Below are 17,873 nucleotides of genomic sequence, written 5' to 3'. Positions count from 1 at the left end.
AACTATGTTTACATTTGTTCATATGTCGTATAAGATGAAAGTATCATAATTAAAAGGAAGTGTAAGCATGACGATAGCAAAACTCATTGATCATACAGCACTAAAACCAGATACAACTAGAGCTGCCATTATGCAGTTACTTGAAGAAGCAAAGACTTATCAATTTGCATCCGTTTGCGTGAACCCAACATGGGTGTCTCTTGCGGCGAAAGAACTAGCAGGAACAGGCGTTGATGTATGTACAGTCATCGGTTTTCCGTTAGGCGCAAATACAACAGCGGTGAAAGCATTTGAAACAAAAGATGCGATTGAAAACGGAGCGACAGAAGTAGATACTGTCATCAATATCGGGGCACTAAAAGACGGCGAATATGATGTCGTTGAGCAAGATATTCGCGCAGTTGTAGACGCGGCAAAAGGGAAGGCACTTGTGAAAGTCATTATTGAAGCGTGCCTACTCACAGATGAAGAGAAAGTCAAAGCTTGTGAGCTTTCAGTAAAAGCCGGAGCTGATTTTGTGAAAACATCAACTGGATTTAGTACAGGCGGTGCAACGGCTGAGGACATCGCATTAATGCGTAAAACAGTAGGACCTGACATCGGTGTGAAAGCATCAGGCGGTGTGAGAACAAAAGAAGACGTTGAGGCAATGACAGCTGCAGGCGCTACACGTATTGGCGCTAGTGCAGGCGTTTCCATTATCAAAGGGGATCAATCAGCTCCTTCGAAAGACTATTAATTCATACGATCCTATGGTAGGATAACATTCATGACTCATAAATGATGAAAAAGTCATATGCGGAAGGATCTCATTTCTGGGAATTTCTTCCGCGCTTTGTTTGCGAAATAGGGTTTGTTCTATACAAGCGCATTAATGTAAACGAATTCATTCAAGGAGGAAAAACATGAAATACGTGATTGGTATCATCGGTTTGCTGGTAATTCTCGCCATTGCATGGCTGGCTAGTAACGGGAAAAAACGAGTGAAATTTCGTCCAGTAATAGTCATGATTGTACTGCAATTTATTTTAGGTTATATTCTGCTCAATACAGGTGTTGGGAACTTCCTAGTTGGAGGTTTTGCAAAAGGATTCCAGATGCTTCTAGGCTATGCCGGGGAAGGAATCAACTTCGTATTTGGCGGGTTAATGAATGATAAAGCATCCACTTTCTTCATCAACGTTTTACTGCCGATCGTCTTTATTTCGGCGTTAATTGGTATCCTGCAGCATTGGCGTATCCTGCCGCTTATCGTACGCGGAATTGGATATTTGCTTAGTAAAGTAAACGGTATGGGGAAACTAGAATCTTACAACGCAGTAGCGTCTGCAATTTTAGGTCAATCAGAAGTCTTTATTTCTATTAAGAAACAGCTTGGATTATTACCTCAGCAGCGTCTTTATACATTATGTGCATCTGCAATGTCGACGGTATCAATGTCGATTGTTGGTGCGTACATGCAAATGATTAAACCAGAGTACGTGGTTACAGCACTTGTGCTGAACCTATTTGGTGGATTTATTATTGCGTCTATCATCAATCCATATGAAGTGTCTAAGGACGAGGACATGCTTGAAGTCGTTGAAGAAGAAAGACAATCCTTCTTCGAAATGCTTGGCGAATACATTATGGATGGTTTCAAAGTAGCGATTGTTGTTGCTGCAATGCTTATTGGATTCGTTGCATTAATTGCGATGATAAATGGTATCTTTACAGCTGTTATTGGTGTTTCTTTCCAAGATGTACTTGGATATGTCTTTGCTCCATTTGCGTTCCTTGTCGGTGTTCCTTGGAGCGAAGCGGTACAAGCAGGAAGCATTATGGCAACCAAAATGGTATCCAACGAATTTGTAGCAATGCTTGCTCTATCTGGAGACGGTCTGCATTTCACTGCTCGTACAGAAGCGATCATTTCTGTATTCCTAGTGTCATTTGCGAACTTCTCTTCTATCGGTATCATTGCTGGAGCAGTCAAAGGCTTAAACGAAAAGCAAGGGAACGTTGTCGCACGCTTTGGATTAAAGCTGTTATTCGGTGCAACTCTTGTCAGCTTCTTAACAGCAGGCGTAGTCGGTTTGATTTACTAATTTTAAAAAAGGAATGGTGAAAACAATGAGAATGGTAGATATCATTGCGAAAAAACGTGACGGAAAAGAATTATCTTCAGAGGAAATTTCTTTCTTTGTCAAAGGCTATACGGACGGAACAATTCCTGACTACCAAGCAAGTGCCTTGGCTATGGCGATTTTCTTCCAAGATATGACGGATCAAGAACGTGCAGACTTAACACTCGCTATGGCAAACTCAGGCGATACGATTGACCTGTCTGCCATTGAAGGCATTAAAGTAGACAAGCACTCAACAGGCGGCGTAGGCGATACAACAACACTTGTACTCGCTCCCCTTGTTGCGGCACTTGATGTACCTGTTGCGAAAATGTCAGGGCGTGGTCTTGGACATACAGGCGGTACAGTGGACAAGCTTGAAGCGGTGAAAGGCTTCCACGTAGAAATTACAAAAGATGAATTCATCGAGCTTGTGAATCGTCATAAAGTAGCGGTTATCGGGCAATCAGGTAACCTGACACCAGCTGATAAAAAGCTGTACGCCCTTCGTGATGTAACAGGAACGGTTAACTCGCTCACGCTTATCGCAAGCTCTATTATGAGTAAGAAAATTGCTGCTGGTGCAGATGCGATCGTACTTGATGTGAAAACAGGTGCAGGTGCATTCATGAAAACACCAGAAGACTCTGAGAAACTGGCAAAAGCAATGGTGCGCATCGGAAACAACGTAGGCAGACAAACGATGGCTGTTATCTCTGATATGTCTCAGCCGCTAGGATTAGCGATTGGAAATTCCCTTGAGGTGAAAGAAGCAATTGATACACTTCGAGGCGAAGGTCCTGAAGACTTAAACGAGCTTGTACTCACTTTAGGAAGTCAAATGGTCGTTCTTGCGAAAAAAGCGGATACACTTGATGAAGCAAGAGAAAAGCTAATTGAAGTAATGAAAAACGGCAAAGCACTTGAGAAATTCAAAGAATTCCTAGAAAACCAAGGTGGAGACAGCTCGATTGTGGATCAGCCTGAAAAACTGCCGCAAGCACCTTACAAAATCGAAGTACCTGCAAAAGAATCAGGTGTGGTAGCTGAAATCGTTGCAGACGAAATCGGCGTTGCAGCGATGATTCTCGGAGCAGGACGTGCAACAAAAGAGGACGATATCGATCTATCTGTCGGCATCATGCTGAACAAAAAAGTGGGCGATCGTGTTGAAAAAGGAGATTCACTCGTGACACTCCATACGAATCGTGAAGATGTTGCGAATGTCATGGAGAAAATTTATGACAACATCCGCATTGCTGATCATGCTGATGCACCAACATTGATCCACACAGTCATTACAGAATAAAGGAAAAGGACAAAAGTGATTCATCGCTTTTGTCTTTTTTTTATGGTCATTTTAGGCTCGCCTTTTTCTATCAAAATAAAAAAATTCACTTTATGAAACAAACCTCTTGCAATCATCAAACAATGGGTGTATATTAATTGACGAGTCAATGATTGATATATCAAGTAATTGATTTCCGAATAGAAAAGAGGGGATGGCATTGACTGCATTTTGCTCTGAACAGGCAGAGGTATTGTATCGTTTGCAGTGCGTGAACCGTATGATGGGCGTGAAGTTCGAAGCATGCACGGGCATCAGCCAATCAAGACTTGAGTTACTATCACTGTTATTCCAAGCCGATGAAATCAGCCAGTCAGATTTGCAGAAAAAAGTAAATATTGATAGTGCGGCTGTGACGCGTCACTTAAAACAGTTAGAAACAAAAGGAATGGTCACGCGCAGAAGAAAACCAGAAGATAATCGAGTCACACTTGTTCGCTTGACAGACGAAGGCAGAACGAGAATCGAAGCATCTAAAATAGAAAAAGAACGATTTATCTCAGAAATGCTTGAAAACGTAAGTGAGGAAGAACGAAGGCTTCTCACTGATGTGCTCATCCGTATACAACAAAACATCGAAAAGATTCAAACAACCTAAAGGAGTGTTACACACATGGCTACAACATTAAAAACAAACGATTTTATGGAAATTATGAAAGGGCGCCGCTCTATTCGTAACTATGATCCATCTGTGAAAATCAGCAAAGAAGAAATGACAGAGATTTTAGAAGAAGCAACAACTGCACCATCATCAGTGAATGCACAGCCTTGGCGCTTCATGGTGATCGACAGCCCAGAAGGAAAAGAAAAGCTTGCACCACTTGCAAAATTCAACCAAACACAAGTGTCAACTTCATCAGCTGTTATTGCCGTATTTGCAGATATGAAAAACAATGAATACTTAGATGAAATTTATTCAAAAGCAGTAGAAAATGGCTACATGCCACAAGAAGTGAAAGACAGACAAATTGCTGCATTAACTGCACACTTTGACGTTCTTCCAGCGCAAGTGAATCGCGAAACGATCTTAATTGACGGTGGGATTGTGTCTATGCAGCTTATGCTTGCTGCACGTGCACACGGCTATGATACAAACCCAATTGGTGGGTATGATAAAGAAGCCATCGCTGAAACATTTGGCTGGGATAAAGAGCGTTATGTACCAGTAATGCTGCTATCTATTGGGAAAGCAGCTGACGAAGGCTATGCATCTTACCGCTTACCGATCGACCGCATTGCTGAGTGGAAATAATATTTTTTAAAAAGGAGACGATCACATGATTATTATTCATGCAGGGATGACCATTCATCCAGAAAAAGAAAACGTATTTCTAGAAGAAATCAACGGATTAATGAAAGCATCACAGACTGAAGAAGGAAATGTTTCCTACAAACTGTTCAAGGATACAGAAAAGGAAAATACCTTTTTAATGGTAGAAGTGTGGAAAGATGACGCTGCGGTTCAAAGCCACAATGCAAGTGCACATTTCCAGGCTTTCGTAGCGAAGGCAAAAGAATTCTTAGCCGCTCCACTTGACGTAGTTGCTTTTAAAGGCGAGCAGCTTTCATAGAAAAACAACAATTACCCTAGGCGATATCGCCTAGGGTTCTTTTATTTCAGGCAAATAGTCTCGACCATTTCATACCCGTATTGTGCATTTTCCACAAAATTTCTGAAAATAAAATGTTTTTCGACTTAAGTATAATGGAATATGCTAGAATTAGATATTATTTATTACCATATTAGGGAGGAACCAATATGAAAAAAGGGAAATGGACGAGCATTGCACTAACTGCTGTCCTTAGTTTAGGCACATTGACAGCTTTCAGCACCCCTCTATCTGCCCACACCACAGAAAAATCAACATCCTCAGATGGTGGTCATTATTCAGGCATTCCATTTGACTCAAGTGTCGTGAATGAAGACCGTCTGATCAAAGCCTTGAAAAAACAAGGAAAGATCAAAAAGAATGCCAATGAAGCAGAAACCCAAAAAGCATTGAAAAACTATTTAAAGAAAAAAGAAGAAGCTGCCATGAAACAAAGTGCCAGCACCTTAACAGAAGAGCCTGAATTCCTAAAAGAGTACAAGCAAGAGGTACATAATAAATTAGCCAAAAAGAAAAAATTGAAGAAGCATAAAGGCAAAGAAGGCAATCAAGTAAAACCGGTCAAAAAGGAAAAGTATAAAGGCGAAGTCCGCAATGATAAGGTATTGGTTTTATTAGTAGATTTTAAAGATTATAAGCATAATAGTATCAAAAAAGAAGAGACTGATATGTACTATGACAAGTACGATCAACAGCACTATCAAGATATGCTTTTCGGAAAAAATGGCTACATTGGTCCAGATGGGAAACGAAAAGTATCCATGAAGCAATATTATGAAAAGCAGTCCGGCGGTAGTTACACAGTCAGTGGAACAGTTGCAGGCTGGTATACAGCGAAGCATGAAGCAGCTTACTACGGCGGGAACGTACCTGACGAATCAGGAAGTGACGGAAAACCGCGCGAATTGGTGAAAGAAGCGCTTGAAGCAGCAGCGAAAGATCCGAATATTGATCTCGGCGAATATGATCAATGGGACCGCTATGATATTGATGGCGACGGCGTTTATAACGAGCCAGATGGCATCGTTGACCATCTCATGGTTGTTCACGCTGGCGTAGGTGAAGAAGCAGGCGGTGGACAACTCGGCGCTGATGCGATTTGGTCACACCGCTGGTCACTTGGTGATGTATTTGAAATTCCGAATACTGAATCTGAAGTAGGACAAGGCGGAAAATTAGGCGCATTAGATTACACCATCGAGCCTGAAGATGGCGCAGCAGGTGTATTCACACATGAATTCGGACATGATCTTGGTCTTCCTGATGAGTACGATACACAGTACACAGGAAGAGGAGAGCCTGTTTCTTACTGGTCGATCATGTCAAGCGGAAGCTGGGCAGGTAAAGTTCCTGGTACTGAGCCAACAGGCTTTAGTCCATATGCGAAAGAAATGCTTCAAAATCTGCATGGGGGCAACTGGCTTTCTGGACAAACCATTGATGGTACAACATTAAAGAAAAGCAAAACTGTATTAATTGATGAAGCAGCAACAAAAGGAACGAATCAAGATGCCGTTCGAGTCGATTTACCAGATAAAGAGATTGTTGTCACAACACCTGCTCAAGGGAAATATTCATACTTCAGTGGAACGGGTGACAATTTGAATGCAACCATGACGACAACTGGTATTGATTTGTCGAAGGGAAGCAAAGCAGAGCTTACATTTAAAGCATGGTACGATATCGAAGAAGATTATGATTATGCTTATGTAGAAGTACGTGAAACGGGGACGGATCAATGGAAGACCATTGCAGGTAACATCACGAATGATCGAAACGAAGCCGGTGCGAACGAAGGAAATGGCATCGATGGGAAATCGGAAGGCTGGGTAGATGCAGACTTTGATCTTTCTGCTTATGCAGGGAAGAAAATCGATCTGCAATTCCGTTATACAACTGATGCAGGCTATTCACTGCCAGGCTTATTCGTAGATGATCTGAATGTTACAGCAGATGGAACGAAAGTGTGGTCAGATGATGCTGAAGGAACGTCAACATTCACGTTCAATGGATTCTCGCAATCTAATGGAAAACAATATGCAGCACAATACTATTTACTAGAATGGCGCTCTTACGCTGATGTCGATAAAGGCTTAAAGCATATCAAACGCGGGGCAAGTCTGATGAGCTATAATAACGGTTTGGTCGTGTGGTATGTTGACCAATCTTATAGTGATAACTGGGTAGGAAAACATCCAGGGAACGGCTTCCTTGGTGTAGTAGATGCAGATCAGAAAGTATTGAAATGGAGTGACGGATCCATTGCCGCCACAGGGTTCCAAGTACATGACGCAGCATTCTCTTTGAATCCAAGTACGAAGCTGAATATAGATTATACAGGAACAACAGGCTTAACTCTGGAAGACCGTTATATTCGCCCAGCTCATACATTTAGTGATCAAAAGAATTATGTGAATCCTAATAACCCAGATGCAGGACGCGATGTACCGACTTATGGTTTATCCTTTAAAGTCGTTGGACAAAGTAAGGATCGTTCTGTTGGAAAAGTATTAATTTCAAAAAGTAACTAAACAGAAAGCCGGATTCTACCATTGAATCCGGCCTTTTGATATGGTGAGAAAAGGATTGTGATGACACGATAGGATTTTTGGTCGAATGTCTGTTCTTTTTTGTTTTGATATCCGAATGAAACCATTATATAATAGAGACTGGAAGGTTTTTCTTTCATTCGTGATTCTTTTTAGCTGTTAAAACAAAGGGAAAGGATGAGCGTTACCAATGAGTTGTGTCACTACCAAGCAATTAAAGGTGATTCGAGGGACGATGCAGACTTTTTGCAGCCATTTGGAGTATGATGGCCACGGTAAGCTTCATATCAATACCATCATGGCTTTTATTAAAAAGGAATTCGGCGTGAGAAAAATGAAAGATATTCCACAAAGTCGATTTAATGAAGCGTTAGAATTAATACAAGACTTTGATTTATACACGGATAAAATAGAGATTCGTGAACGTCTACCAGAAAGGAATTAATTAAATTGAATATTTTAGCAATTATTTTAGTGGGAATCGTCGCATTAGAACATCTTGTCATCATGTTATTAGAAATGTTCTTTATGGAATCAAAGATGGCGAAGAGATCTTTTAAGCTGCCAGAACACTTGCAAAAAGATCCAAATGTCAAAGTGATGTTTGCCAATCAGGGGCTTTATAATGGGTTTTTAGCTGCAGGACTTATTTGGGGGCTCATTTTAGGATCGAATACTGTTGGATATATGATTCAGCTATTTTTCATTCTTTGTGTGATCATCGCAGCAGTATTTGGCGGTGTAACATCCAATAAATCAATTATCATCAAACAAGGAGTACCAGCGATGCTTGCATTAATTGCTCTGCTGTTGGCGATCTAATCTTAAATAAAGCCGCCCCTAGTAAGGGCGGCTTTTATCTTTTCCGAAGACCCATCAAACGAATAATGGATGTCAGACAAAGAGCAACGGCAACTGCCATAATGATTTTTCCGTACATGACCCCTGTTAGGTTCATCAAAAAGACGGCCAATATAATACAAAGTGTGATGATAATCATCACAATCGAATAGGTTTTCATCGCTTTTCCACTCCTTTAAAAGTTCTCGCGCATGACGAGAAATCTGTCAATCTTTCCTCATATGATATCATCCAATGACAATTTTACATGAAATTCCCTGACAATAGAATGTGACATATTGATTAGATTTTAAGAGATGTCATATTTTTTAGAAAAACGGGTATAACATGAAGAGCTGAATCAAAGTCTGATTGCTTGATATTTAATTGCGCAAAATATAAAATGACCACATGGTAAATCGAAAGGATGATGACGATGAGTAAGAAAGTGTTATTAGTTTCGACAAGCAGTTCGGAAATGAATGGACATCCAACAGGCTTATGGCTAGAAGAATTGGCAGAGCCATTTCATATTTTTAAAGAAAATGAACTAGATGTACAAATCGTCTCCATTCAAGGAGGCACTGTACCGATTGACAAAAATTCGATTCCAGAAGGTGTCCCAGCGCAATATCAAGATGTGTATGAATTACTTCAAGACACAAAGGCGCTTACAGATGTGAACCCAGCTGATTATGATGGAATTTTCTTTGCGGGAGGACACGGCCCCATGATCGACTTTGCGTCTAATCAGCTGGTAGCTGATGCAATCTTAGCGATCTCAGATAAAAATGGTGCGATCGGAGCCGTTTGTCACGGTGTTTCAGCATTCATTGATGTGAAGAATCAAGATGGAAAATCATTTATCGAAGGCAAAAAAATCACAGGCTTCACAAACGAAGAAGAAGAGGCCGTCCAGCTGACATCAAAGGTTCCATTTTTATTGGAAACAAAGCTTCGTGAGCAAGGAGCAGCGTTTGAAAAAGGAGATGTCTTTGCACCATTTGCTGTAGTTGACGGGCAAATCATTACTGGACAAAACCCTGGATCAAGTGCAGAAACAGCACGCTTGTTTGTCAAAACCATTGCATAAAACGATCAAAAACCAGTCGTAGTTCATACGGCTGGTTTTTTGTTATGAAAATGTACCAAAAAAGACCAAAACAATTATTGGAATAATGGTAAAATGATCTCAGGGTAAAAAACCCAAATTAGGAAAAAGGGGATGTTCCTGTGAGAGCATTTTATGTCAAAATTACCGCAGCTTTACTATCTGTTTTACTTGTTGCAACAGGTTTATTTTCACCAGCATTAAAAGCAGAAGAAGCACCGAAATCAGAAGGGAAAATATCACCACTGACGGAAAAGGCAATTCAGCAAGTGCAAGAGTCGTTTTTGAAGCAGGATGAAGGAATTGCGATCAAACAGAAGCAAGTGAAAAAATCATTTAAAGTGGATAAAAAGAAAGGAATGAGCATCAAGCGAAAAGCTGCTAAAGATGGCAAAATGCGCACGTCTGCTGTTCATTCCATTGATGGACTAGCAATCAATCAATCTTCTGTTTTAACAGAGGAGGACCCTGTTGATTTATGGTTTTTAAGCACGTCTTCATCTCAGGCACTCATCAGCCGTATTACCTCTTCAAATCCTGATTATTTCGTTCAATTATTTGTTGTAGATTATGAAACAGGACAAGCCTACCCGACAGATCTAATTCAGCCGGCAGGCAGTCTGCTAGGGTTAACCAATTTACCAGCAGGTGATTACGCATTTGGTATCACAAGCGGAGGAGATTTCGGGGATTCTTACACGTTACAAGTGAATGCAAAAAACCCGCCTGATTTCACAGGAGCTGAATCCCTATCGTCTACTTTGCAATACTTTGTAGCCGAGTATGCAAACGGTGATGTATTTGCAAATGGCACAAAAGTGTACAACAAGCAAACGAAGACAGCCGATTATGAATGGAAACGTGTATTTTACTTCCCTTATGATGGAAAATATGAACAAAGAACCCATCAGGTTTCAAGTGTGAAAGTGAAAAATATTTCGGTACCTGTGTCGTACTCAGCTCCGTATGCGAGCTCCTCAGAGGCCATTCTCGTTTACTTAGATGTGGAAACATTGTTTATGTACCATCAATCATCATTTGCAAGCGGACAATATTATTACGATACCTTTGTCGATACACTTGGAAAGCTAACGCCAAGGCGCTTAGATATTGACGATTTGACAAATTACGGAGATCATATTTTAGCTGTCGATTTAAAAACTGGACAGCCGATTGATTTCTTCAGTGTGCTGAATTTCTACTATGCTGCAGGTGTCGAGAAGCTGCCTACAATCAGCACGTTGAATTAAGAAAGGCGGTTGACATCAAATCGCCACATGTGTAGAGTAAAGATAATTAAATGACAAAAGTCCACTAGGGGAGTCATGTATGACTGAGACAAGAGAAAATCTTGGACCCTTTGAACCTGATCTAGTTCGTACTAGCGGAGGGAAGTGGAGCTGGACCTTGTCTTATTCATGTTTGAATCGATAAGAAGGCCGCTCCATTTGGGGTGGCTTTTTCATTTATTCAACTGAAAAAGAGGAGGTTTTTTTTATGACATTTTCAATGCAATTAAGAAAAGAAGCAGAATCAATATTTGAAGCCATTTATCAGCATCCGTTTGTCAGGGGACTGGCAGCAGGAAAACTGGAAAAGGAACAGATCATTCATTACGTCAAACAAGATGCAGAATACTTACAGGCATTCATTAAGATTTATGCAGCAGCGCTTAGCAGATGTACAGACAGGGAGGATATTGCCTTTTTCCATCAGCAAATCGCGTTTGTACTAGATAGTGAGACGCACCCTCATCAAAACCTCTGCCGAGTGGCAGGCGTAGCATATGATGAACTTCAAGGTGCTTCTTTGGCCCCGAGTGCTCATCACTATATTCATCACATGCTGCAAGTTGCACAGGAAGGCACGCTTGGAGAAATCATCGCTGTCTTGCTTCCATGCCCTTGGACATATTGGGAGATAGGGAAACGAATGCTCTCAGACGTGCAGCCAGACCCGTCACATCCGTTCTATGAATGGATCACGTTTTATGGAGGATTAACGGACTCTGTCACGGTTGAGCTTTGTAAGCGGCTTGATCAACTGGCGGAAGCAGCAAGCGAGAAGGAAAAGGAAAAAATGAAACAGCACTTTATCTTAAGCTGCCAGCTTGAGTACAAGTTTTGGGAGATGGCATTCACTGTAGAAGAGTGGCCAGTCCAACTGGAGGTGCATTCATCATGACATGGAAGATGAAAGAAGTTGTCCTAGCGGTGATTTTATCCGTTGCGTGCGGTGTGATCTATTTAGGATGGTCCACGCTTTACTTACCAATTACAGCACTTGTTGGCCCGGCAGGAGGAAACATCATGTTTGGAATCTGGGTCATTGCCAGTCCAATTGTCGCGTATATCATTCAAAAACCGGGAGCTGCCCTAATTGCGGAAACAGCCGCTGCAGCAGTGGAATTACTGACAGGCAGCCACTTCGGACTTTCAGCCTTGCTGATTGGTGTATGCCAAGGGCTTGGGGCGGAAATCGCCTTCGCTCTTTTTGGGTATAAACGGTATCGCATGTGGACACTGATGCTGTCTGGTGCCTTCGCAGCTATCGGAGCAATGGCGTACAGTCTCGTGGCAAATGGCTTTGGTTATTACACGTCTCAAGTTTTACTCATGACTCTTGTGACTCAAATCATCAGTGGGATGATACTTGGCGGCTGTTTAGCGAAAGTGGTGGTGGATGCACTATCTAAAACAGGTGTACTGAATCAATATGCCATCATGAAAGAAAAACGAAACAAAGGTGAGCAGCATGAATTCATTTCTCGCGTGCAATGATCTGACTGTCCGTTTTTATGAACAGCCTAAGCCCGTTTTGCATCAAATCTCCCTTACGATTCAAAAAGGGGAAAAGGTGCTTATTTTAGGTCCGAGTGGCAGCGGGAAATCCACGCTCATTTCGGTTCTAGCTGGAATCATTCCAGAACATGTGGAAGCAGACATGCAGGGCGAAGTGGTGTTACAAAGACATACAGGTGTCATGTTTCAAGATCCCGATTCCCAGTTTTGTATGCATCGCGTCAATGAAGAAATTGCCTTTAGCTTAGAGAACCGTTCCGTCCCTCGTGAAGAGATGGATGACATCATTCAGCAGCTCATGCAAAAAGTCCAACTGGATGTCGACCCGAATACAGAGATTCACACATTATCTGGCGGCATGAAGCAGAGATTGGCACTTGCTTGTTTACTAGCATTGCAGCCGGATGTTCTATTCTTTGATGAACCGACCGCACAGCTTGATCCGGCAGGCAGAATGGACATATTTCAACTGCTGCAGCAGCTTGCAGCCGATCAGCAGCAAACCATGATTTTTGTAGAGCATGTGCTAGACGGTGTCATCGAATGGATGGATCGGGTGATTTTATTAGACGATCAAGGCAGCATTTTAGCAGACGGATCTCCAAAAGATGTGCTCACGACATATGAGGAAGAAATGAAAGCGGCAGGAATTTGGCGGCCAAAATTATTTCCCGAGAAATGGTCCACGATCATTCAAGATCCCTTTCATCCAATGAGTCAAACCCTTATGAGAACCTTTGAAGATAGAAAAGAGCAGCATCAAAAAGTGCCATCAATTGAACGAGAGAACATGATACGTACAGACGGTCTTCAATTAAGCTACGGGAAAAAACGGATTATGAGTAACCTTCAGCTAGATATCAAAGCTGGAGATTGGGTAGCGATTATTGGCGAGAATGGAAGCGGTAAAAGTACCTGTCTCAAACATTTGATCCGTTTAGAACCAGCTAAAAAAGGTCATATTTTCTTAAAAGAAACCAACCTCAAAAAATGGTCTGACCGACTGCTATATGAAAAAGCAGGTTTTGTATTTCAAAATCCAGAGCTTCAATTTATACAAGATACAGTGTTTGATGAACTTGCATTTGGCGGCAGACAACGGAATTGGCCAGAAGCAGTAGTACAAGAAAAAACGATTCAGCTATTGGAAGAGTTTGGTTTAGAAAAGCATGCAAAAGCGCATCCTTTCACCTTAAGCTTAGGGCAAAAAAGAAGATTGAGTGTCGCCACGATGCTTCTTTTTGATCAAGATGTCTTGCTGTTAGATGAACCGACTTTCGGGCAGGATGAAAAAACGGCGAAGGAATTAATGAGGCGTTTAAAAGAGCGTCAGCGCCAAGGCACGACCATTTTGATGGTCACACATGACATGGAGCTTGTCGATGAATGTGCCGATCAGGTGCTTCTTTTTCATCAAGGGAAGCATGTGTATGATGGCACCCCGTTTGATTTATTTTCAAATCAGAACCTTGTCGATGCTTATCAGCTGAGAGTCCCTCTACATTATCGCTATGTGGCTGAAAGAAAGGATGTGCTGACACTTGCAAAGTAATCACTCCTTTCTCTCAACTGTCAATCCAGTCATAAAATTACTCGCTCATCTGTTTGCGATGTGCTGCCTCATGGCAATATCTGATCCTAAAACAACCTTCATCATCTGGCTGTTTGCTCTTGGCATTGGACTTGTCTTAGGTGGATGGAATTTGAAGTATCTTATCACAAGGCTTGTCCCTTATCTGCTCTTTTTTATTCTCGTGTTTTGGATGATGGCGGCCTTTGGTAAGGGGGATCATACCGTTTGGAAGTGGGCGTGGTTTCATATCACAGAGGAAAGTTTAAGAAATGGGCTCACGATCGCTTTCAGAATGCTTGGATTTGTGACATTTGGGCTCCTTTTTACGTCCACAACTGATTTGACAACCTTTATGATGAGCCTGATTCATCAATGCCGAATGTCCCCAAAATGGGCGTATGGGATGCTTGCCGGCTTCCGGTTTATTCCGTTATTTCAAAGTGAATTAAAGCAAATGAAGGCTGCGCATAAAATCAGAGGCTACAAGCAAAAAAACAGCTGGAAAGCCTTTATGCGATATGCACTGCCTCTTTTTACGCAAGGCGTACGAAAATCAGAGCGTTTAGCGATTGCGATGGAAGCACGGGGCTTCACTGGGACGAGGGAGCGAACGTATTATCATGTCATCAGCACCTCATGGATCGACTATATGTATCTTTTTCTCATCAGTATCAGTGTCTTTATATGCATTTACTTTTTTTAAAAACTCCCACATTCTCTTAATAGAATGTGGGAGTTTTTATATGTCTTAGGTCATTTGATTGATATTAGTACACATTACAGGCTGTAATAGATCATATAACGAACCGATAAAGAAGATGTACTGAGAAAAAGAGAGGATGAACATAAGCGAATGTCACAGAGAATTGATAACATAATAGACGCTTTACCAATCATTGGACTAGCCATGAGAGAGCAGCTAACCTTTTCTGTTTTAGGGAAAGAGAAGGTTCTTTATTATCAGCAGCACGGGAAAATTGATTTAGGCTTTAAAGCTGGTGATGCACTAGATGTTGGATTCCGAAACTTTGAGATGCTGAAAAATGGGAGAGAAGCATCGTTTATACAAATTCCAAAAGAAGTATACGGGATTCCAATGGATATCGTAGTTGTTCCAATTACTGATGAATCAGGTCAAGTAGTCGCTGCCTTCAGTGTGGCCTATGACCAAACCAATCAACAACGATTAGAGCACATTATGACGGAGAGCAACCAAGCTTCCGAAAAACTAGTCGCAATGGTTCAGCAGGTTGCCGCACATTCAGAGGAACTACAAGCGACAAGTGAACAAATTCTACAAAACACGAAAACCACTGTCGAAAATTCCTCTAAAATCAATCAAGTATCCAATCTCATCAAGGGTATCTCTGATCAAACGAACTTACTTGGACTCAACGCATCAATTGAAGCTGCAAGAGTAGGGGAAGCAGGAGCAGGCTTTGGAGTGGTCGCAACAGAAGTGAGAAAGCTGTCAACTCACGCAAAGCAAGCGACGACTGATATTGAAACAGCTTTAAAAGATGTGCAGGGATCGATTAAAGGAATGGAAGAAGAAATTGCCCAAATTGTCGCTTCCTCTGAACATCAGGCAGAGCTTGTAGGCACTTTTACAAAAATTATTGAAGGTCTTCACGAAACAAACGAAACAATGAAATCATTGGCAAACGATTTAGTGAACTATCAAGTGAAATAAAAGAACGATAAACCTCCAGTTGAATTGGAGGTTTTTTTATCATTTCAAGGTGAGAAACTTGTTAGGATCATGACCGTTTTATCGCTGACAGGCAGGGTACACTTCTGTATGATAGAAAAAGAGAGACTAGTTTTGTGATTAAACCTATTCATAAGGAGGAAGATCATCGTGACACAATCAGCGAAGCTGAAAGAAATACTTGCACCCTACCGTCCGTTGTTAGAAGAAACTGAAAAACCAATGATTCAATTACAGATGAAACACGGAAAAACAGGACTATACGACAGCAAAATAGCAGGAGATCCTTACTTCCCAAAGAGCGACGAATATCCGGTTGATGGTGAAGGGCATCCTATGAAACTTTTGGCACAAATTAATTTCGGCCAGCTGCCAAAGCTGAAGGATTATCCAGAAACAGGACTTTTGCAAGTCTTTATTTCTGTGCATGATGATCTTTATGGGATGAATATTGACCATAAAACAGAGCAAAAAGATTTTCGAATTAAATTTATTGAGGAACCTTTTCTGGCAGAAGAGGAGTTGCTGACTGATTTTTCTTTTGTGAAAATTCCTGACGATTTTTATTTTCCTGTTACGAAGGAAGGCGCGATTACAGGTGAATTATCAAGCGAAACGATCAGTGTAGAAGATTTCCGCTTTGAAAAAGTCACAGGAAAGCGCAGCTGGGATCTATTCGAAGATGCAGAGGGTATTGATGGTGATGAAGCAGATGATTTGCTAGATGAATTTTATGAAACAGCGAGTGGATTTGGTCACAAATTGGGTGGGTATCCAGGGTTTACACAAGAAGATCCGCGTACCTATGTAGATCAAGAACATACCGTTTTGTTATTACAAATTGACTCAGATGATGAAGTAGATTTGATGTGGGGAGATTGCGGTATTGCCAACTTCTTTATCAAACCAGAAGACCTCAAACGAAAAAATTTCGAGAATGTTGTCTATAATTGGGACTGCTCTTGATTTTGTAAAAACACTCTTTATAGAAGATTTGCCTACGGTATGCACCTCCATCTCAGATGGAGGTTTTTTGTGGTCACGGCTCAATCGATCATTGATAGAAAATATCTATTAACCTATAAAAGTATTCGAATGAAATCAAATTGACCGTGAAAAAGTTGAAGGATAATATAAATTAAACAGACCAATTTACTATGTTTTCATACAATATGATAAGTCAAATTAGAATTTTATTCATTTATATTTTAAATAACTGAATTGTCTGAATAATAGTTGTGTGATAGAATGTGAAACATTCATTTACAAAGAAGGTGCGCCATGAACATTGATCACTTAGAGGCATTCGTTTATGTTAATCATTTTGAGAGTTTTAGAAAAGCAGCGGACGCACTGTTTTTGTCACAGCCTTCTGTCTCTGCAAGAATTCAGTCTTTAGAGCGCGAACTTAATACAAAATTGTTCTTGAGAAAAGGGAAACAGTTTCACCTCACTGAACAGGGAAAGAATTTCTTACCATATGCCGAGGAGATTTTAAAAAGTTATCAAAATGGAAAAAAACAGTTGCATGTGCCGAACGAAAAAGATCAAGTTACAATTGGTTCCAATTTATTAATGGCACAATATTATTTACCGTACCTATTACCGTATCTGAGCAATTGCTACCCAAACGTGACATTTAAAACGATGACGACAACGAATGATTCGATGCTCGAAGCGATTTTAAATCAACAGGTGGAATTTGGATTAATGAAGCATACTTCCCATCCAGGAGTGGATTCTTTTAAACTGTTAGACAATCAAATTCACTTGATTGTTCCACCAGAACACGAATTATTGTCGATTGAGAAGCCAACAATTGAGGATATTAGCCGTTATCCCATTGTTTTTTATCAATGTGGCTCATTTGATTGGGCAATGATTCATAAAATATTTGAAGCACTTCCGGAGACGCCTAATATTGGTTTTCACACAGACAATCTTGAGGTAGCTAAAGAACTAATTAGACATGGAAAAGTCGGTTTTTTACCTGAATTGAGTGTGATGAAAGAATTGAGAGAAGGCACGTTGATGAAAAAGAAATTGAACATGTTAAGCGTGAGTCATCAAATCAGTCTTGTTTCATTAAAAGGCACAAAATCTGTTTTTACTGATCGTGTCAAAGCGATTTATCAACAATTCAATAGGAGCCTAATGCTTGCATAAATGAGTTTTGTATACATATAAATCATACTATTTTCATAGTAATAATCAGTTTTGACAAC

At 40.8% G+C, this 17,873-nt stretch carries 19 protein-coding genes and 1 riboswitch; of the genes, 18 read left to right on the top strand and 1 reads right to left on the bottom strand.

What is annotated here, in order from left to right:
* Window positions 1-67 precede the first annotated feature (67 nt).
* From deoC to AKG37_RS10855, 9 genes are all read left to right on the top strand, one after another.
* Window positions 68-739: a deoxyribose-phosphate aldolase gene (gene deoC, locus AKG37_RS10895; RefSeq protein ID WP_060698826.1), complete on the top strand. Its 672-nt coding sequence runs from the start codon at window positions 68-70 to the stop codon at window positions 737-739.
* Window positions 740-905: 166 nt separating this feature from the next.
* Window positions 906-2,087: a NupC/NupG family nucleoside CNT transporter gene (locus tag AKG37_RS10890; protein ID WP_060698825.1), complete on the top strand. Its 1,182-nt coding sequence runs from the start codon at window positions 906-908 to the stop codon at window positions 2,085-2,087.
* A gap of 25 nt (window positions 2,088-2,112) precedes the next feature.
* Complete coding sequence (locus AKG37_RS10885) at window positions 2,113-3,414, top strand: pyrimidine-nucleoside phosphorylase (RefSeq protein WP_060698824.1); 1,302 nt, start codon at window positions 2,113-2,115, stop codon at window positions 3,412-3,414.
* A 193-nt stretch (window positions 3,415-3,607) separates the two neighbouring features.
* Window positions 3,608-4,051, top strand: coding sequence for a MarR family winged helix-turn-helix transcriptional regulator (locus tag AKG37_RS10880; RefSeq protein ID WP_078061006.1), 444 nt, complete (start codon window positions 3,608-3,610; stop codon window positions 4,049-4,051).
* A 15-nt stretch (window positions 4,052-4,066) separates the two neighbouring features.
* On the top strand, window positions 4,067-4,705 hold the full coding sequence (locus AKG37_RS10875; protein ID WP_060698822.1) for a nitroreductase family protein: 639 nt from the start codon (window positions 4,067-4,069) through the stop codon (window positions 4,703-4,705).
* Window positions 4,706-4,730: 25 nt separating this feature from the next.
* On the top strand, window positions 4,731-5,024 hold the full coding sequence (locus AKG37_RS10870) for a putative quinol monooxygenase (protein ID WP_060698821.1): 294 nt from the start codon (window positions 4,731-4,733) through the stop codon (window positions 5,022-5,024).
* A gap of 188 nt (window positions 5,025-5,212) precedes the next feature.
* Window positions 5,213-7,594 carry an immune inhibitor A domain-containing protein gene (locus AKG37_RS10865; RefSeq protein WP_060698820.1) on the top strand — a complete coding sequence of 794 codons (2,382 nt, stop codon included), beginning with the start codon at window positions 5,213-5,215 and terminating at the stop codon, window positions 7,592-7,594.
* A 208-nt stretch (window positions 7,595-7,802) separates the two neighbouring features.
* Window positions 7,803-8,057: an ORF6C domain-containing protein gene (locus AKG37_RS10860; RefSeq protein ID WP_060698819.1), complete on the top strand. Its 255-nt coding sequence runs from the start codon at window positions 7,803-7,805 to the stop codon at window positions 8,055-8,057.
* 5 nt (window positions 8,058-8,062) lie between these two features.
* Entirely contained in the window at window positions 8,063-8,434 is a 372-nt protein-coding gene (locus AKG37_RS10855; protein ID WP_060698818.1) for a DUF1304 domain-containing protein, read from the top strand.
* Window positions 8,435-8,468: 34 nt separating this feature from the next.
* Here AKG37_RS10855 and AKG37_RS19010 read toward each other — a convergent pair whose 3' ends face one another.
* Window positions 8,469-8,633 carry a hypothetical protein gene (locus AKG37_RS19010; protein ID WP_162838478.1) on the bottom strand — a complete coding sequence of 55 codons (165 nt, stop codon included), beginning with the start codon at window positions 8,631-8,633 and terminating at the stop codon, window positions 8,469-8,471.
* A 255-nt stretch (window positions 8,634-8,888) separates the two neighbouring features.
* On the opposite strand from AKG37_RS19010, the gene AKG37_RS10850 reads away from it, so the two are divergent.
* The 9 genes from AKG37_RS10850 (at window position 8,889) to AKG37_RS10810 (ending at window position 17,814) form a co-directional block, all read left to right on the top strand.
* Window positions 8,889-9,545, top strand: coding sequence for a type 1 glutamine amidotransferase domain-containing protein (locus AKG37_RS10850; protein WP_060698817.1), 657 nt, complete (start codon window positions 8,889-8,891; stop codon window positions 9,543-9,545).
* 140 nt (window positions 9,546-9,685) lie between these two features.
* Window positions 9,686-10,813: a hypothetical protein gene (locus tag AKG37_RS10845; RefSeq protein WP_060698816.1), complete on the top strand. Its 1,128-nt coding sequence runs from the start codon at window positions 9,686-9,688 to the stop codon at window positions 10,811-10,813.
* 56 nt (window positions 10,814-10,869) lie between these two features.
* Window positions 10,870-10,973: riboswitch (TPP riboswitch) on the top strand.
* 87 nt (window positions 10,974-11,060) lie between these two features.
* Window positions 11,061-11,747, top strand: a complete 687-nt coding sequence (tenA, locus tag AKG37_RS10840; protein ID WP_060698815.1) for a thiaminase II — start codon at window positions 11,061-11,063, stop codon at window positions 11,745-11,747.
* Window positions 11,744-12,343 carry an ECF transporter S component gene (locus AKG37_RS10835; protein ID WP_060698814.1) on the top strand — a complete coding sequence of 200 codons (600 nt, stop codon included), beginning with the start codon at window positions 11,744-11,746 and terminating at the stop codon, window positions 12,341-12,343. The genes tenA and AKG37_RS10835 overlap by 4 nt, the downstream gene beginning before the upstream one ends.
* Window positions 12,318-13,916 carry an ABC transporter ATP-binding protein gene (locus AKG37_RS10830; protein ID WP_060698813.1) on the top strand — a complete coding sequence of 533 codons (1,599 nt, stop codon included), beginning with the start codon at window positions 12,318-12,320 and terminating at the stop codon, window positions 13,914-13,916. The genes AKG37_RS10835 and AKG37_RS10830 overlap by 26 nt, the downstream gene beginning before the upstream one ends.
* Window positions 13,906-14,640 carry an energy-coupling factor transporter transmembrane component T family protein gene (locus AKG37_RS10825; RefSeq protein WP_060698812.1) on the top strand — a complete coding sequence of 245 codons (735 nt, stop codon included), beginning with the start codon at window positions 13,906-13,908 and terminating at the stop codon, window positions 14,638-14,640. Before AKG37_RS10830 ends, AKG37_RS10825 begins: the two co-directional genes overlap by 11 nt.
* Before the next feature lie 150 nt (window positions 14,641-14,790).
* A complete protein-coding gene (locus AKG37_RS10820) occupies window positions 14,791-15,630 on the top strand; it encodes a methyl-accepting chemotaxis protein (protein ID WP_060698811.1) in 840 nt (279 codons plus the stop codon).
* 168 nt (window positions 15,631-15,798) lie between these two features.
* The gene (locus AKG37_RS10815; protein ID WP_060698810.1) at window positions 15,799-16,614 is read left to right on the top strand and encodes a YwqG family protein; all 816 of its coding nucleotides are present in this window, start codon (window positions 15,799-15,801) and stop codon (window positions 16,612-16,614) included.
* Window positions 16,615-16,929: 315 nt separating this feature from the next.
* Window positions 16,930-17,814, top strand: a complete 885-nt coding sequence (locus AKG37_RS10810; RefSeq protein ID WP_060698809.1) for a LysR family transcriptional regulator — start codon at window positions 16,930-16,932, stop codon at window positions 17,812-17,814.
* The last annotated feature ends 59 nt before the right edge of the window (window positions 17,815-17,873 follow it).

The organism is Bacillus australimaris, from assembly GCF_001307105.1.
Lineage (GTDB): Bacteria > Bacillota > Bacilli > Bacillales > Bacillaceae > Bacillus > Bacillus australimaris.
This window is presented reverse-complemented; position numbering and strand designations above follow the sequence as displayed.

Bases quoted from the DNA above. Each gene is read 5' to 3' on its own strand.
- deoC (WP_060698826.1), top strand. From the start codon at position 68: ATGACGATAGCAAAACTCATTGATCATACAGCACTAAAACCAGATACA.
- AKG37_RS10890 (WP_060698825.1), top strand. From the start codon at position 906: ATGAAATACGTGATTGGTATCATCGGTTTGCTGGTAATTCTCGCCATT.
- AKG37_RS10885 (WP_060698824.1), top strand. From the start codon at position 2,113: ATGAGAATGGTAGATATCATTGCGAAAAAACGTGACGGAAAAGAATTA.
- AKG37_RS10880 (WP_078061006.1), top strand. From the start codon at position 3,608: ATGGCATTGACTGCATTTTGCTCTGAACAGGCAGAGGTATTGTATCGT.
- AKG37_RS10875 (WP_060698822.1), top strand. From the start codon at position 4,067: ATGGCTACAACATTAAAAACAAACGATTTTATGGAAATTATGAAAGGG.
- AKG37_RS10870 (WP_060698821.1), top strand. From the start codon at position 4,731: ATGATTATTATTCATGCAGGGATGACCATTCATCCAGAAAAAGAAAAC.
- AKG37_RS10865 (WP_060698820.1), top strand. From the start codon at position 5,213: ATGAAAAAAGGGAAATGGACGAGCATTGCACTAACTGCTGTCCTTAGT.
- AKG37_RS10860 (WP_060698819.1), top strand. From the start codon at position 7,803: ATGAGTTGTGTCACTACCAAGCAATTAAAGGTGATTCGAGGGACGATG.
- AKG37_RS19010 (WP_162838478.1), bottom strand. From the start codon at position 8,633: ATGAAAACCTATTCGATTGTGATGATTATCATCACACTTTGTATTATA.
- AKG37_RS10850 (WP_060698817.1), top strand. From the start codon at position 8,889: ATGAGTAAGAAAGTGTTATTAGTTTCGACAAGCAGTTCGGAAATGAAT.
- tenA (WP_060698815.1), top strand. From the start codon at position 11,061: ATGACATTTTCAATGCAATTAAGAAAAGAAGCAGAATCAATATTTGAA.
- AKG37_RS10835 (WP_060698814.1), top strand. From the start codon at position 11,744: ATGACATGGAAGATGAAAGAAGTTGTCCTAGCGGTGATTTTATCCGTT.
- AKG37_RS10830 (WP_060698813.1), top strand. From the start codon at position 12,318: ATGAATTCATTTCTCGCGTGCAATGATCTGACTGTCCGTTTTTATGAA.
- AKG37_RS10820 (WP_060698811.1), top strand. From the start codon at position 14,791: ATGTCACAGAGAATTGATAACATAATAGACGCTTTACCAATCATTGGA.
- AKG37_RS10810 (WP_060698809.1), top strand. From the start codon at position 16,930: ATGAACATTGATCACTTAGAGGCATTCGTTTATGTTAATCATTTTGAG.